Annotated in this window: 16 protein-coding genes, 3 tRNA genes and 1 pseudogene; 16 read left to right on the top strand and 4 right to left on the bottom strand. The window is 25.8% G+C overall.

Translation table 4 applies throughout. The features are described 5' to 3' along the window. Nucleotides 1-48 precede the first annotated feature (48 nt). Together SCULI_RS04650 and SCULI_RS04645 are read right to left on the bottom strand one after the other, a co-directional pair. Nucleotides 49-1,839: pseudogene (locus SCULI_RS04650) on the bottom strand (PTS fructose transporter subunit IIC); the annotation flags it as partial. A 1-nt stretch (nt 1,840) separates the two neighbouring features. Continuing rightward, entirely contained in the window at nt 1,841-2,560 is a 720-nt protein-coding gene (locus SCULI_RS04645) for a hypothetical protein (protein ID WP_025363472.1), read from the bottom strand. A gap of 89 nt (nt 2,561-2,649) precedes the next feature. On the opposite strand from SCULI_RS04645, the gene SCULI_RS04640 reads away from it, so the two are divergent. The 14 genes from SCULI_RS04640 (at nt 2,650) to SCULI_RS04575 (ending at nt 11,853) form a co-directional block, all read left to right on the top strand. Then, nucleotides 2,650-3,501 (top strand): MurR/RpiR family transcriptional regulator, encoded by an 852-nt coding sequence (locus SCULI_RS04640; RefSeq protein ID WP_025363471.1) that lies wholly within the window; start codon nt 2,650-2,652, stop codon nt 3,499-3,501. A 107-nt stretch (nt 3,502-3,608) separates the two neighbouring features. Further along, nucleotides 3,609-4,340, top strand: a complete 732-nt coding sequence (locus SCULI_RS04635; RefSeq protein ID WP_025363470.1) for a hypothetical protein — start codon at nt 3,609-3,611, stop codon at nt 4,338-4,340. A 109-nt stretch (nt 4,341-4,449) separates the two neighbouring features. After that, on the top strand, nt 4,450-5,193 hold the full coding sequence (locus SCULI_RS04630; RefSeq protein ID WP_038648146.1) for a Pr6Pr family membrane protein: 744 nt from the start codon (nt 4,450-4,452) through the stop codon (nt 5,191-5,193). 218 nt (nt 5,194-5,411) lie between these two features. Continuing rightward, the gene (locus SCULI_RS04625; protein ID WP_025363468.1) at nt 5,412-5,708 is read left to right on the top strand and encodes an ArsR/SmtB family transcription factor; all 297 of its coding nucleotides are present in this window, start codon (nt 5,412-5,414) and stop codon (nt 5,706-5,708) included. A 3-nt stretch (nt 5,709-5,711) separates the two neighbouring features. Continuing rightward, the gene (locus tag SCULI_RS04620; RefSeq protein WP_025363467.1) at nt 5,712-6,797 is read left to right on the top strand and encodes an oxidoreductase; all 1,086 of its coding nucleotides are present in this window, start codon (nt 5,712-5,714) and stop codon (nt 6,795-6,797) included. 151 nt (nt 6,798-6,948) lie between these two features. Then, nucleotides 6,949-8,031 (top strand): hypothetical protein, encoded by a 1,083-nt coding sequence (locus SCULI_RS04615; protein WP_025363466.1) that lies wholly within the window; start codon nt 6,949-6,951, stop codon nt 8,029-8,031. A gap of 79 nt (nt 8,032-8,110) precedes the next feature. Further along, nucleotides 8,111-8,650 (top strand): hypothetical protein, encoded by a 540-nt coding sequence (locus tag SCULI_RS04610; protein WP_025363465.1) that lies wholly within the window; start codon nt 8,111-8,113, stop codon nt 8,648-8,650. Between the two features lie 424 nt (nt 8,651-9,074). Next, nucleotides 9,075-9,150: transfer RNA gene (locus SCULI_RS04605), tRNA-His, on the top strand. A gap of 287 nt (nt 9,151-9,437) precedes the next feature. After that, nucleotides 9,438-10,520 carry a hypothetical protein gene (locus tag SCULI_RS04600; RefSeq protein WP_025363464.1) on the top strand — a complete coding sequence of 361 codons (1,083 nt, stop codon included), beginning with the start codon at nt 9,438-9,440 and terminating at the stop codon, nt 10,518-10,520. Then, nucleotides 10,495-10,929, top strand: coding sequence for a hypothetical protein (locus SCULI_RS04595; protein WP_025363463.1), 435 nt, complete (start codon nt 10,495-10,497; stop codon nt 10,927-10,929). Before SCULI_RS04600 ends, SCULI_RS04595 begins: the two co-directional genes overlap by 26 nt. Before the next feature lie 19 nt (nt 10,930-10,948). Next, complete coding sequence (locus SCULI_RS04590) at nt 10,949-11,173, top strand: acyl carrier protein (protein ID WP_025363462.1); 225 nt, start codon at nt 10,949-10,951, stop codon at nt 11,171-11,173. Next, nucleotides 11,174-11,608 (top strand): Fur family transcriptional regulator, encoded by a 435-nt coding sequence (locus tag SCULI_RS04585; protein ID WP_025363461.1) that lies wholly within the window; start codon nt 11,174-11,176, stop codon nt 11,606-11,608. Nucleotides 11,609-11,658: 50 nt separating this feature from the next. Next, nucleotides 11,659-11,734, top strand: a tRNA-Trp gene (locus SCULI_RS04580). A gap of 43 nt (nt 11,735-11,777) precedes the next feature. Beyond that, nucleotides 11,778-11,853 (top strand) — tRNA-Trp (locus SCULI_RS04575). Between the two features lie 44 nt (nt 11,854-11,897). Here SCULI_RS04575 and SCULI_RS04570 read toward each other — a convergent pair. Together SCULI_RS04570 and SCULI_RS04565 are read right to left on the bottom strand one after the other, a co-directional pair. Then, entirely contained in the window at nt 11,898-12,749 is an 852-nt protein-coding gene (locus tag SCULI_RS04570; RefSeq protein ID WP_025363460.1) for a DegV family protein, read from the bottom strand. Between the two features lie 42 nt (nt 12,750-12,791). After that, entirely contained in the window at nt 12,792-13,625 is an 834-nt protein-coding gene (locus SCULI_RS04565) for a DegV family protein (protein WP_053230341.1), read from the bottom strand. Between the two features lie 216 nt (nt 13,626-13,841). Between SCULI_RS04565 and ytpR the strand changes: the two genes are divergently transcribed. Together ytpR and SCULI_RS04555 are read left to right on the top strand one after the other, a co-directional pair. After that, a complete protein-coding gene (gene ytpR / locus SCULI_RS04560) occupies nt 13,842-14,420 on the top strand; it encodes a YtpR family tRNA-binding protein (protein ID WP_038648140.1) in 579 nt (192 codons plus the stop codon). Then, entirely contained in the window at nt 14,420-15,460 is a 1,041-nt protein-coding gene (locus tag SCULI_RS04555) for a nicotinate phosphoribosyltransferase (RefSeq protein ID WP_038648137.1), read from the top strand. Before ytpR ends, SCULI_RS04555 begins: the two co-directional genes overlap by 1 nt. Nucleotides 15,461-15,466: the final 6 nt, after the last annotated feature.

Here is a 15,466-nt window from a genome sequence, read left to right as displayed (position 1 = left end):
GCGTTTTCTTTCAAGTTTTAATTCAATTTTTTTTGTTTTTTCTTCAGCAGTAGACTTTCTAAATATTCTAATAAATGCCAATCAAGCATTCTTACATTTTGATCCAAAAGAAATAAATATATCTGCAAACATATGTCATGCATTAATTCAATAAGCACATCAATTTTTCCAAAAATTAGATAAATATTTTTTTAATTTTGAACCACTTCTTTTGAATACAAATTTTGGTTTTTTAAAGAACATTTTAAAACTTATTCCAAATGCTATTCTTTTTTCACGTGCTAGTCTACGTTCTTGTAAATATAACTCATATTCTTCACCAACAATTTTTGGTTTTAATAAACCTGCAATTACTGCAGTTACAATTATTCCAAGTAAAATAGGCGCTATTCATGATAATGGTCATCAAGGTCCTCTAATGTATCCCAAGAATGGAGCAAGTGGCGAACCTAATCCCGCAGCAAATTGAACTTGGAATATTGTAACTCCAATTCCTGCAACTGCTGCTCCGCATATATTGGCGAAAATAACTCTAATTGGGTCTCCTGCTGCAAAAGGGATGGCACCTTCAGTAATCCCAACTATACCTGTACCAAATGCTGCATTACCCATAATACGTTCATTTTTTGTATATTTATTTTTAAATAATAATGTTGATAATCACATTCCTAATGGTGGAACTGAAATTGCAGCTTGTGTTGCAGTTCCTGGAATAAAGTTTGCGTCTCAATATCCTAAACCTTGAGCCATTGCTTCTGCTAATGTTTGGTAGAAAATAACTGTACCAAATACAAGTGCTGTTTTATTAAATGGTCCTCCAAGGTCAAATGCTATCATTATAGATACAACTAAAGCAATAATTATTCCTGTACCTGCAAATTGTTGCTCTAAGTTTGTTAATCCATCAAACATTGCTAATACTAATTCAGCAATTGGTACACCAATACCAAATTTAACAAGAGATGCCATTGCCAATGTTGAAATTATTGGAATAATCATAATTGGTACTATTGGTTGTAAAAATTTTGGTCAATGAATACTTTTTAAAAATTTAACAAAATATCCAGTTAGTAAACCAACAACAATTGCTCCTAAAAATCCTGCCCCAGGTTCAATTACTGATTGTTCTGATACTTGTACTTCAATTCCAAGCATTGAGTTGTCATTAATTATTCAACCTGCTATTAAAGCAGGAGCAATCCCTGGACGATCTGCAATTGAATATGCTGTAAATCCTGCAAATATTGGAATCATTAATTTAAAGCCAAGACCTCCAACTTGCATTAGGAAATTTGGATAATTTCTTGTTCAAAGAACTCAATTTTCTCCATAATCTCCAAAGTTATCAATATATTCTGTTTGAAATGCACACAAATTTGCAATTGCCATTAGTAATCCTGACGCAATTGTTAATGGTAGCATTCAACTAATACCAGTCATTAAATGACTTAATATACCACTTTTTTTAGTTTTTCCTAATGTTACAAAACCTTTTTTAGTTCCTTTACCACCATGAATTTCGCCATATACTATTGCATCATTTATAAGTTGCTCTGGATCTTTAATTGCTTGTTTTACATTAGTAATATATAACTTTTTTCCGTTAAAACGGTCAATATCAATTTTTACATCTGAAGCAATGATTACTAGATCTGCTTCAGCAATTTTTTCAATTGGAATTTCATTTTCTTTTCCTATTGTTCCTTGAGTTTCAACATGAATTTCATATCCTAATTCAATAGCTTTATTTTTTAAACTATCTGCAGCCATATAAGTATGTGCAACTCCAGCAGCACATGCGGTAATAGCTACAATTTTGTTTATTTCTTTTTTACTCATATTATTTTGACATCTCCACGTCTATATAAAATACTGTGGGATTAATATTAAAACTAGAAGATGGCCCAAAACTAAATAGAAATCTAATAATATAAGAACTTGATTCCATTTCTTCATTTCCTAGGGCTCAAATTGAACCAATATCAATTGCACTATAGTAATTTTCGCTATATTCATTAGGTTTATTTTTTTCTTGTATTTCAATTGTTTTATCATTTATTTTTATAGGTGTTTTTTTAATATCTTTATTATTATATTTTTGATCTGAAAGTCAGATTTTTTCATTATCATTTGTTGCAATATCTGAAATTCTCGCTGTAAAATAATAACTTTGCATATTATTAAGAACTTCAGTTGTAATATTTAGCTCTTCATCTAAATATTTTTCATCAACTTCACCAGTCAATAAATTTAAACCTTTGTTTAAATATCCTAAATCTGGTGCTGCCAATTTACTACTAAAATTTGCCACGATTGAATCAGATCAAGCTCTTGCTTTTTCAATTGTTTGATCATTTTCAGTATAATTTCATGGCATAGTTAATTTTTCATTGAATTGAGGTATTTGATTAGCATTAATTACCTGTTCATTTGCTGTATAAAATATGTGATTTAATTGCTCGACACTTATTGGCGGTGTTTTTCAATCACATGAAACTACAAATGAACTTGTTAATGTTAAAATATTCAATCCACTTATTACACTTATTACTTGTTTCATTCGTTTCCTCCCAAAATTATTTTAAAATATTTGGAAAAATTTAATGTTATTTTTATAAAATTTTGGAATAATATTCCAGAGGTGATTAAATGAAAGTTAATATAGCTGCTCTAAATGAAAAGGAACTTGAATTTTTTAAATTTAGTATGAATAATATAGATAATTTTTTATTTTTACCAATTAAAAAAGTAGCTGAGATTTATGGCTGTGGAATATCATTTATTTATAATTTTTTTAAAAAAATGAATATAAATGGAATAAAAGAATATATATCTCTTTGTGTAAAAGAACTAAATTATAATAGATCTGTTTTGGAAGAACTTATTGGTATTAATAACGATGCCAAAAAATATGAAGCATTATTAGTCAACTTTGATTATGAGTTAAATCAATATAAAGAAATAGTTGCTCAATCCAAAAAGATAGAAGTAATAAAATCTTATTTATATAATGCAAAAAAAATTTATGGCATTGCATTTGGGCATTCAAAATTAGCTATGCAAGATTTTTTAGGTTTTTATAATTATATAGATACAAATATTGAATTTATTGATTATGATAAGAATTTTAATTTAAAGCAATCTCTAGAAAAGGAATCAGTAATATTATTTTATTCAATACGTTTTATAAATAAAAAATTTAAAAAAATACTTTCGGATATTTCAAAAGTTAAATATATAAAAACAGTACTTGTTACTTCTAATAGAAATAAAAGTATGTTAGAACAGTTTGATGTTGTATTTTATATTAATAATGTTATGAAATACCATGATAATATGGAAATTAATTATTATATAGGACCATTGAATTGTTTTTTAATGTTTAATAATTATTTAAAAGCCAAAATATTTAATGATAAAAGGAGTTTGCTTTTAAATAATTCCTCATTTTTAAAAGAAACACTTGGTTGAACTGATTATAGTTTTGCAAAAGATATATAAAAGTTCTTTCAATAGAAATAAAATTTTATATTCTTCATATGGAGAACATTTTGACCCCTTGCAAAAAAAAAAAAAAAAAGTATAATACAACTTATCGGGGGAATAAAATGAAAAGAGATAGAATACTGAAATATAGTTTTTATGTTTGGTTTACTATTGTGCCTTTTTTCTGTATCTTGTTGGATTTATTATTTTCAACTATACAACCAGATCCAGAATATGGTGACCGAACACAAAACTTTGATTTTTCAATTATCAATCAAATGATTTATTTATCAGTATGAATTTCATTTGCAACTTCATTATTTGGATTATGCAATTGAATTCATTTTCATCACAACAACATGCCAAGCTGGCTTGTTGGAAAAAATAACATTACAAGATTAGCCACTTTAAATGTATTTGCTTTTATTTTATATAACATTACTTTAATAGTAAGTACTGTTGTTGGTTTTAATACATGATATAAAATATTAAAATCAGTGTTGGAGCATATGATTACACCAGTCTTATTTATTGTTTTTTACTTTGTATTTGCAAATGATAAAGTTGATAATAAACAATATTTAAAACGATATAGTTGATTTAATTTAATGCATGTGGGATTATATATGCTTTTCATTGCTATGAGAGGGATAATGATTACTCAATTTATTCCAAATATTGATGATGCATTTACTCCATGACCTTATGATCAATTAAATCCAGATATTGTTGGCTATCCGTTATTCTTTTTAGGAATATTTGCAATTTTTGCGGGAATGATCTTATTGGCTGTATTTTTAAATTACTTAAGTAATTTGAAAATACATAAATTAAATAAAAATAGGACCATTTAAGGTTCTATTTTTATTTAAAAATTTTATGCTATTTTAAAACAACTTTTGAATTTTTTAAAATAATCTGTTTTACGATTAAAATATTTTTACACTTAAAGGAGTGGAAAAAATGAAATATAAACAAATTTTAGCAATTTATAAATGACTATTTGGTCTATTATCATTTGCAACGATAGTTTCTTATTATATTTACAATATTGTTGAAGGTAGTGAAATTAAAAATGTATATAGTGGAAGTTATGAAACATATACAATTGATTATTTTACAACATTTACATTATTATCAAATGTATTAGCATGTTCTTGATTTTTAACAGCTGCAATAAAACCTAAAAAAGAGGGTAGTGGGCTATTTTTAAGTTATACTAGTGCAAATTCAATTGCAACTATGATTACAGTAACATTTTTAATTTATAACTTTGTATTAGTACCTCTTGATACAGGATTTCCTTCTCATCCAGTTGATCAAACAAATACAATTATCAATCATATAATTACACCAATCGCATTTGTAATTTATGCTGTTGTTTTAATGCCAAATAAATCTTCAATTAACTTAAATGAATTCTTTATAAAACGTTTTTGAATTCAATTTACTATGGTATTGGGATATTGTATTTTTGCAATGGTTCGAGGAGAATTGAGATATAATTCGGGAGAAGAATATCAAAATATCTTATACCCATATTTTTTCTTAAATATTCATGCACAAGGTCCATTAGGAATAGCTGGAATTGGTTGATTCTTTATTGCTTTCTTTGGTATTATTGGACTTCTAATTGGATTTAGTTATTTATACAATTATTTAAGTAATTTAACTGTGAAAAGTAAATTTTATACAAGTCAAAATTAAATTTTAATATTCAAAAAAATATTCTCTTAGAGAATATTTTTTCTATTTTAATTTGTTTTTAATTATAGAAATAACATTAAAATTTGGATTATAAAAAATTAAACTATTTTGAAGAAATTTAAAAAATGTAAAGCAATAAATATTTATCTAGGTATGCTTTTTTATATAAAAATGTATATAATAAATTATGTTACTATATAGTAACATAAAGGAGTCAAATGAAAGTAATTGAAATTTTAAGAGAATTAAATTCTAATACTAAAATTAAAATTATGTGCTGATTAATGTGCAATAAAAAAGGTTTAACAGTTTCACAATTAGTAGAATTATTACCTGCAAAACGTGAAAATATTTCAAAACAAATTTGTGAATTGAATTATGTAGGCTTAGTTGAATGCAAAAAAATTGGACGTAATAATTTTTATACTATAAATGATAAAATTGATGAAATTCACTATAACTTAATTAAAACAATTATTGACTCATATAATAAAACAGATGAAAGAATAGGTTAAAAAATGAAATTAACAGAAAAATTTGAATTTATAAAAAATAAACCTGCACGTAATCGTATTGTCATGCCTCCAATGGACACATTAATGGCAGAGGATGGATTTGCAAATGAATTTCACATCCAACATTATGGAGCAAGAGCATATGGAGGTGTTGGAACCATTATTGTAGAATCAACAGCTGTTCTAGAAAATGGAAAAATTCGAGAAAAAGATTTAGGAATTTGAAAAGATGAACAAATTGAAAAACTTACACAAATAACAAATATCATTAAAAAGGGTGGAGCAATTGCTGGAATTCAATTAAATCATGCTGGAAGTAAAGCAGATTTGTCAATTCCAACAGTTGGAGCTACATTAAAATATGATTATATGGATCAAAGTAAGTTAACATTGTTAAATGAAAGTAATTTAGACCAAATTAAAACAGCTTTTATTCAAGGAGCAAATAGAGCTAAAAAAGCAGGTTTTGATTTTGTAGAATTGCATGCAGCCCATGGATATTTATTGAGTGAATTAATTTCTGAACAATTAAATGAGGTTATTAAATCATCAGATATTCTAGTTAGAGCAAAAATTATTATTGATATTGTTGATGAAATTATTGATAATATTGGCATTCCAGTTGGAATTCGTTTTTCAATTACAGATCATGAAAAAAATGGTATGGAAGTTAAGGATTTTTTACCATTATTAAAGGTTTTAGAAAATAAAGTTGTATATTTCCATATCTCAAGTGGAGAAGTTATTAGTAGACCAAATATTGCAGAAGTTATTAAAAAAGCAGGAACTAAGCTATTTCGTGTACCTTTAGCAGCACAAATAAAAGAGCAAATCAAAACTCCTTTAATAGTGGTTGGAAATTTTAATAATTTAGAAGATATTAATTTTGCAATGAATTATGAAATTGATGGAGTAGCTGTAGGAAGAGAAATTATTTATAATCCTAACTTAGTTATTAATTCATTAATAACTAGTGAAGAAATGGATGATGTTTCATATAATTGAAATGACAATCTATGATTTAACTACAAACCATATAAAAAATTAAAAGAAAAAATGAGTACAACAACTTATATAAAGAACAATTAAAGATTGCTAAAGAAAATAAATTATTATTAGAAAAATGTAAGAAATCAAAACATAAATATCGAGTCAAAATTTGATAGGCTCACTCCTCACGTTGATCAAAATTATTTTTAAAACTTATAAGTGTATAATTATAATTAAGGAGGAGTAAAATATGAAAAAAATATTAGTCCTATTAGGAACAATAACAATAACAACAAGTGGTTCAATTACTGTAACCTCATGTGGTAATCCAAATGAAAATTTAAAATATTATAAATATGATTTTGACATTCTAAATCAAAAATATTTTTATAATGATTTTTGACAAGACGACTATTTAGAAATAATAAATTCTCTTAAACTTCAATACCCTGCTCGCACTTTTATTAAAGAAAGTGAATTAAATGACAAAAAATATAAATTTTCACAGCAACTTCAAACAATTTTTGTAGTTAAAATTGTGTATTCTTCTAAGCATAATCAAATATACGTTGAACAATATAATTCTGATGATAAAATTTCATGAAACAAACAATACAGTTATTTAACAAACATTTCTTACATTCTTAGTTTAAATTTAAATGAACAACAAATTATTTATGATTTTAATGATTATCTGAGAAGTGAAAGCGATTTTGTCTATAGTGAATTGAGTAATGTATTTGCAAAGTTTATTTATGAAAAAAATGGATTTGATATTTCAGGTATTAGCTATAATTTTGTTCTAGTAGACAAAACAGGAAAACAAATTAAAGAAGAAAGTACGTTATTAGATACTAAAACAATTGATATTTTATCAATCGAAACACCTAAAAATGATAATTACAACTCAATGTTTATTGTTTGAGTGGATTTAGATAAACAAAGTGATATAAAATATAATATTAATAATTTGGATAGTACTTTAGTTTTAGATTGAAACAATAGTAGTATCCCATTGTGAAAGAAACATTTAAGAGGTCTTAAAACTTTTATTAGCTTAAAGATGGAAGAAATAATGGCAAATGATCTAACAATAAATAATAGTTTTGATTTTAGAAAATACATTTTATCAAATCCAGAAAATATTGTTATAGAATTTAGAAACAGTGAAGGAAGATATTTAACTGAGGAAAACTATAACGAAGAAAGTATTAAAATATTATGTGAAAATGATGAAATATATGTGGCATCAATTTTAATTATTTCACCAATTGATAATTATTTATTTTTAATTGAGGGTGTCTCAAATATTACATTAGAATACACACTATAAAATTTTTAATATGCTAGTCGTTATAAATGTTAAAATATTAATAAGGGTGTGATGACCCGAAAGAAAGGAATATAAGTGAATGATAAAATTATTAAGTTTAATTGGAACATTATCAGTTGGAACAACAGCTGTTACTCCAGTGGTTTCTATATCTAATAACTTAGATAAAAAAACTGAATATGCTTCAAAAGATATACAAACAAATGCGACTGTTGCATTTTCACCAACAGAAGGGAATCATCAAGAACTTCTTTTTCCTATGGCAGAATTGATTAATAGTGTAAAAAAATTCGCTAATGAAAATAATATTTCAAATTTTAGTGAAGCTTCATTAGTTGTTTGAAATGGTTCAGGAAGGGGTTTGAATGCACCTACTGGTTTCAATACTTTATTTAATCAATTTTTAACTTGAGATAATGATGAATATTTAATTGGTGGGGATTTTATTATTGAAGATAAAACAGAATGAAATCCAGGATCAGGTAATGGAAATTGTGTTTTTAAAGTTACATTAAAAAGTAGTAAAGGAAGAACTGCCTATGGGTACAGTATTTTTACATCATGAGCAAATACACTTCCAACAGATTCTTTCTGATTACAGACAACTTTAAGATATTAGTTGTATTACAACTACTAATTGACAATCAAAATAAACAAATATAGATAGTAATTATATTGGTTCAAGAGGCAAGAGAAGTGTTTAACTTTTCTTGCTTTTTATTTTTATATTACTTAATTACTTCTTTTTTGAATAAAAAAGTTGATTTATTTGAAAAATATACATGAAGAAAATTGCAAATAAATCAACTAATAAATTTTAAAATTAAAAAATGTCTAGTAGTAAAGAAAATGGTTTAATAAAAATTTATTATCCCTGGTTCAGGTGGTTTTTTAAAATACAATACTAGATGGAGTCCTTGTTTTAAAGAAAATATAAGGACAAGTGAATTTGAAAGACTAAAGAAATTAAAAGAATAAAATGGTCTTATAAATAATATTGACTTAAAAGTATAAATGGTATATTATCTAAATTGTTATATATGGCGTGTATGGCGAAGTGGTTAACGCTCCGGATTGTGGTTCCGGCATTCGAGGGTTCGATTCCCTTTACACGCCCCATTTAAACGAAACTAAAACTTACCTAAAAGGTAAGTTTTTTTATTTTTAAATTTAGTGTACAAAACTGATATTTTTTTGACGATAAAGATAATAGACAAGATATTAATTTTGTCATAAAAAGGGGTGAAATTATAGATTTAGATATTGAAAATAAAGTTGATATTGAAGATGAAACACAAATTATAGACTCAATTGATGTAGTACAAAATCAAAAGGATAGTGTTGGTATTGATGTTATTTTTTTAAATGAAATTTATTTAAAAAATTCAAAAAAATACTATAAATTATTGTTTAGACCAAATTTTGTATTTCAAGGTAAAGACTATTTTGATCAGTTATTTGAAAAGAATAATTCTGATCAAGAAAGTATTGGTTTAGATAAGGTTGAATTATTATTTTATGTAAAAACACAAGAGGGTTTAAAACAAATTGAAACAGGCAAAAAAGATGAGCCTATTGCTATAAATAATTTAATTATTACTAAGACTAAAAATGGTAAATTAAGTTCAACTGGATTTGAATTTCATGAACTTTTGATTCCAGAAAATTATATTAATTGATCTCAAGATACAGTTATAAATTATTCAATGTCTTATAAAGGTAAAAGTTTAGAAATAATTGAAGGAATCACACAGGGTTCAATTTTGATTAATCGCAAACCCAGAATCGAATTTAAAAATAACAAAATTATTGAACAAAACCTAATTGCAAGTTATTTACAAAATGACTATATGTTAAAAGAAAAGCCTGGTTATTTAAATATAATCCAAAGAATTTTAGATGTTGAAATTTTACATGATAGTCAAAATCGTATAGATTTTGATTTAAATATAAACTTTGAATATAAAAAGTGAAAATATGTAAATTATAAAATGCTTGGTCAAAATGCCAATAACTTTATTGATTTTTTTATGAAAGGTATGATAGATATTCAAAATATTTCAACATTTAACAAAATCAAAACTTTAAATTTGGACCAATTTTATAAAATCGGTCAAATTAAAGATAAAATTGAATACTACACTCATCAAATAAATATTATAAGTGAATTAAAAACCAAATATGATTGACAAGCAAATCTTGTAGTTGAAGATAAACAAGGTCAAAAAGGTATAATAGTTAATCCTATGAATGAAAATGGTGTAAATTTTACAAAGAAAATTGCATTCAATGATTTAATAATTGTTATTTCTCAAGAGGTTGAAAATATTGATTATAGTCAAAATTTTCAACCGATTATAAATTTAGAATTTGAAGTTAAACGCCAATATCAAATTGATTATTTAAGAGATGATCTTTTTGATATAGATTTTGATGATTATAAGCAAGGGATTAAATTTATAAATGAACATCAAAAAGAAGTTATTTAAGATAATTATGTCAATTTTTATTTTTATAACAATCTTATTAGGTTGCGGCTATGTTTTTTATAAATTTTATATAATCAATAATAGTGATTTAGTTGAAGATAATTCAGCAAAACCACCAGATCCTTCAAATCCAGAAATTAAAGAAAAGGATTTTGTTTTTGAAAATATTGAAATTAATTTTTCAAAGCAGCAAAAACTTAGAATTCTTGGATTTGAAAATAATAATATTTTTATAAATTTACAAGAATTTAAGTATTATTTTTTAGTAGAATTTAATAAGTTGGGACCAAAAAATGAGAAATTAAACATTAACTTTAAATTTAATGATATATTTAAGCCACTAAAAGTGAGCGTTATGTATCGTGCAAATCAAGAATATATTTGAAATTACATTATTAAAGATATATAATAAAGGACAGGTGATTATTATGAACTATTTTGAAGAAATCAAAAAAAACCTTATGGATAAAGGTGCAAAAGGATCAATTACAAAAGATTCTGAATTTAAAAATTTGGGGTTAGATTCATTAGATTTAATGGACATGGTTGTTGTTTTAGAAGAAAAATTAAACATTACCTTATCTGACGATCAAATGATGTCACTTAACAATGTTAGTGACTTAGTCAAAGTTATTGAGGAATTGAAAAACTAGATGACTGAAAACTTATATGAAGAATACATTTCAATTTTAAAAGAAAAAAAGGTAAAGTTAACAGAAGCAAGACTAGCCATATTAAAATGTATATCTACTAAAAAACACTTTACAATTAATGAATTAATAAGTGAAGTTGAAAAAGAGCTAGGTAATGTTAATGTAATGTCAGTTTATAACAATATTGATTTGTTATTAGACTTACACTTAATATTTTCAAACACAATTAATGGTAAACAAATTATATATGAAGCAATTGCTCCGCAATTAATTCATATTAAATGCCATGAATGTGGCTCATATGACCATCTTGAAAGTTCGTCTTTGACACAAGATTTGTTATCTCAATTTAAAACTATTACAAGTTCATCAGAATTTGAATTAGAACATTTTAAGTTAGAAATGCATGGAGTTTGCAAAAACTGCAGAAAGTAAAAAAAATCAATGACTTTTTAAAATATATTGTATAATTAAAAAGTCTTAATAGGGGTATAGTTCAGTTGGTAGAACATCGGACTTCAAATCCGAGTGTCGTGGGTTCAAGTCCTGCTACCCCTGCCAAATAGAAACACAAAACTCCAAGCATTCTTGGAGTTTTTTTAATAGGGGTATAGTTCAGTTGGTAGAACATCGGACTCCAAATCCGAGTGTCGTGGGTTCAAGTCCTGCTACCCCTGCCAATTTGCAAATAAAAATCTACAATATTATATATTGTAGATTTTTTTTATAAAATATCATTTTTAATTGCAATGAATGCTATTGTTTCAAGCCCTGCATGACATGTAAATGGTGTTGGAACGATTTCCTCTAGATAATTTAATTTAGCAGAATCTAAATATTTTTTAACTTGGTCAATAGTTTTTGCTGTTGTTTCTGGTGTATGAAGAAACATTAATTTAAACTGTTGCCCACAAACATTTTTGATTGTTTTCATAATTTTTTCTAAAAGAGATGTAATTGTTCTTCCCATTCCTACTTTTTTAGGTTTTTCACCTCATTGAATTGCTAATTTAGTTTTTAGCATTTTCAAAAGAGAAATTAAAACACTTTTTGCTCTACCACCTTTAGCAAGTCTGTCTAATTCTCCTGGAACAATAATTATAGCTGTATTTTTTTCTCAAAGTTCAATTTCTGTTTGGAAATCTTCAACTTTGATATCTTCTTTTGCAACCATTTTATCAAATTTAAAAGCAAGTTCTTTTAAACAATTTGCCGCAAGTGCATGTTTCAATACTGTTACTTTACCTTTATATTCATCATCGTTTGCAACCATTACAGCTGTTTGATACATTCCAGATAAGTTTGGACTAATTGTAACACAAATAATGTGATTGTATTGTTTTAATAATGTGTCATATTTTTCACTAACTTCTCCTGGAGAAGCCATACTTGTTGTGACTCTTTTACCTCCATCAATTGCTTTATATGTTTCATATTTTTGATGATTTTCTGGTGTATCTAAAAAGTCTGCTTCACCATCAAATATTACGTGTAAAGGTATTACATCAATGTTTGTTCCTTTAATTTGTTCAGTTGTTAACCCTGATGAACTGTCAAATAATAGTCCTATTTTCATATTAATCGCCTCATTTTCATTTATTATTATATATCTATTTTATTAATTTTCTCACAAAGCAATTGCAAAAGTTTCTCTACCTGTATGACAAGTAATTGTATTTGGCATGTCTTCAATCAATCTTATTTCATAACCTTTTGCAATGATACATTCTTTAACTAATTCAATAACTTCATCATCAGCTCTTGAATATGAAAGATCCATTTGTTTATTATTACTTTTTGTTTTTTGTTCTAAAGTATTTATTGCTTGTTCTATTGCTTTTTTAAATGTTCTTGTTTTGTCTTCTTTATCAATTTCACCATTATATTTTAAAATTGGTGTAATTTTTAAAATCTTTGCTAACCCTGCAGCTGCTTTTGAGATTCTTCCTCCACGAACTAATTGTGTTAAAGATTTTGGGATGATAAAACAATTAAATGATTGATTTTTTGATTCAATAATTGTTTGAATTTCTTCTGCCTTTTTTCCTTGTTCAATTAATTCTAAAGTTTCTAAAATTTGTTGTTTTAAAATGATACTTACCCCGTTTGTATCAATTACAAATACTTTACCTTTATATTCATCTTCTTGTGAAAACATTCTAAAAGTATTAAATTGACCTGAAAGTCCCTTTGAAAGTAGTAAACAAATTACTTGATCATAATCTTTAAGTAATTCATCTCATTTATTCATCATAACTCCTGGCACTGATTGTGAAGTTTTTAATAATTGACTATCATTTAATTGATAAAATTCATCGAATGATAAATCTTGATCATCACTAATCTGTTCTCCACTTTCTTGTGTAATCATCAAAGGTACTAAATGTAAATTCTTATAATTTTGTGTATCTTTAATTCCTGCTGATGAATCGATAATAACTGCTATTTTCATTATTATGCTCCCTTCGTTTGTTACAAATTAAAAAAATAACTTGTTGCATATTTATCTTTTAGTGTATTCATTAATACAATTGCATTTTTTAATTTGAAATTAAAAAAGCACAGTCGTGCAATCAAAAATATTTCATTGCATCTTTATATAAAAGACTTTTTTATTATATAATTGTTTTGAAATTATTCCAAGTATTTTTTTAAGGAGAAAACAATAATGAAATTTTTTGTAAATTATGTAAAACAATTTGATACATTAGTTATAAATTGAACTAATAGTATAGTCAATCAAACAAAAACCATTGATAACATAACTCTTTTATATAATAATGAACAAATAATTGGTGCCAATATTGTTAATCCAGATATAGATAAATCAAAAACTTATTACTTAGAAGATGTGCACTTAAGTGCTTATGCAATAGAAACCTTAAAACCATATTTTGATTTAAAAGAAAATGAAGCACAGTTTATAATTGCAAAAGTAGTAGAATGTAGTCCAATTGAAGGTACACACTTATCATTGTGCAAAGTATTTGATGGACAAAATGAATTACAAATAGTATGTGGAGCCAAAAACGTAAGACAAGAGTTGTTAACTGTTCTTGCAACTGTTGGTTCATTTATGCCTAATGGAATGCAAATCAATCCTGGAAAATTAAAAGGTCATGATTCATTTGGAATGCTGTGCAGCGGTAAAGAGCTAAATATTGGTCATATTTTTGATAATCAAGGCATTATTGAAATTGAAGCAAATGATGCTTTAATTGGAAAAAGAATTTGAGAGGTAATTTAATGAATAAATTCTCAATTAGTCAAAAAATATTTGATAACTATTATGCTGCAGACTATTTTAAAAAAACAAGAACTATAATAAATAAATTTAACCCAGATCAAATTGTGACAATGCAATGATTTCAAAGAAATACTGACACTGTAGTATGTGGGATTGCAGTTATTTGTGAAATTTTAAAACAAAGTGGGGTTAAAACTTTATCAGTTGAAGCATTAGAAGATGGTGAAATTGCACAACCAAATGAGCCAGTTTTAAAAATCACTGGAAAATTTATAGACTTTGCTCATTTTGAAGGTTTATTTGATGGAATTTTATCAAGAGCTTCAACAGTGGCGACAAATGCTTATAAATTAAAAAAAGCAGCAAATCAAAAATTAGTATTAAATATGAATGATAGAATGGATTATTTTTTAACTCAACCAATTGATGGTTATGCTTCAACAATTGGGGGTATTGATAATTTAGTTACAGAAGCAAGTTTTGAGTATTTAGAAATTACTCCAGATTTACAAGGAACAATGCCTCATGCTTTAATTGCAAGTTTTAATGGAGATATTATTAAAGCTGCATATGCTTATAAAGAGTGTTTTCCAAATAATAAATTGATAGTATTAACAGATTATAATAATGATTGTGTAACTGATTCTTTAAAAGTAGCTCAAGAGTTTAAAAATGAACTCTTTGCAGTAAGAATTGATACTTCAAAAGCATTAGTAGATAAATCTTTACAAAATCAAGAAAATATTGACAATCAACTAAATGGAGTAAATCCTCAACTAATTAAATTATTACGTAGTAAATTAGATGAAAATGGATTTAATCATGTCAAAATTATCGTTTCTTCAGGCTTTAATGAAGAGAAAATTAAAGCTTTTGAAGCTGAAGAAACTCCTGTAGATATTTATGGTGTTGGTGAAGCATTAACACGTAATAAAATTGGTTTTACAGGAGATTTAGTAATGGTGGATGGAAAACCACAATCAAAAGTTGGTAGACAAAATATAACTTCAAACAGAATAAAAAGTATAAAATATTATTAAGTAAAA

The sequence above is a fragment of the Spiroplasma culicicola AES-1 genome, assembly GCF_000565175.1.
Classification (GTDB): Bacteria; Bacillota_I; Bacilli_A; order Mycoplasmatales; family Mycoplasmataceae; genus Spiroplasma_A; species Spiroplasma_A culicicola.
The sequence above is the reverse complement of the archived record's forward strand: the minus strand, read 5'-3'. Positions and strand labels throughout refer to the sequence as shown.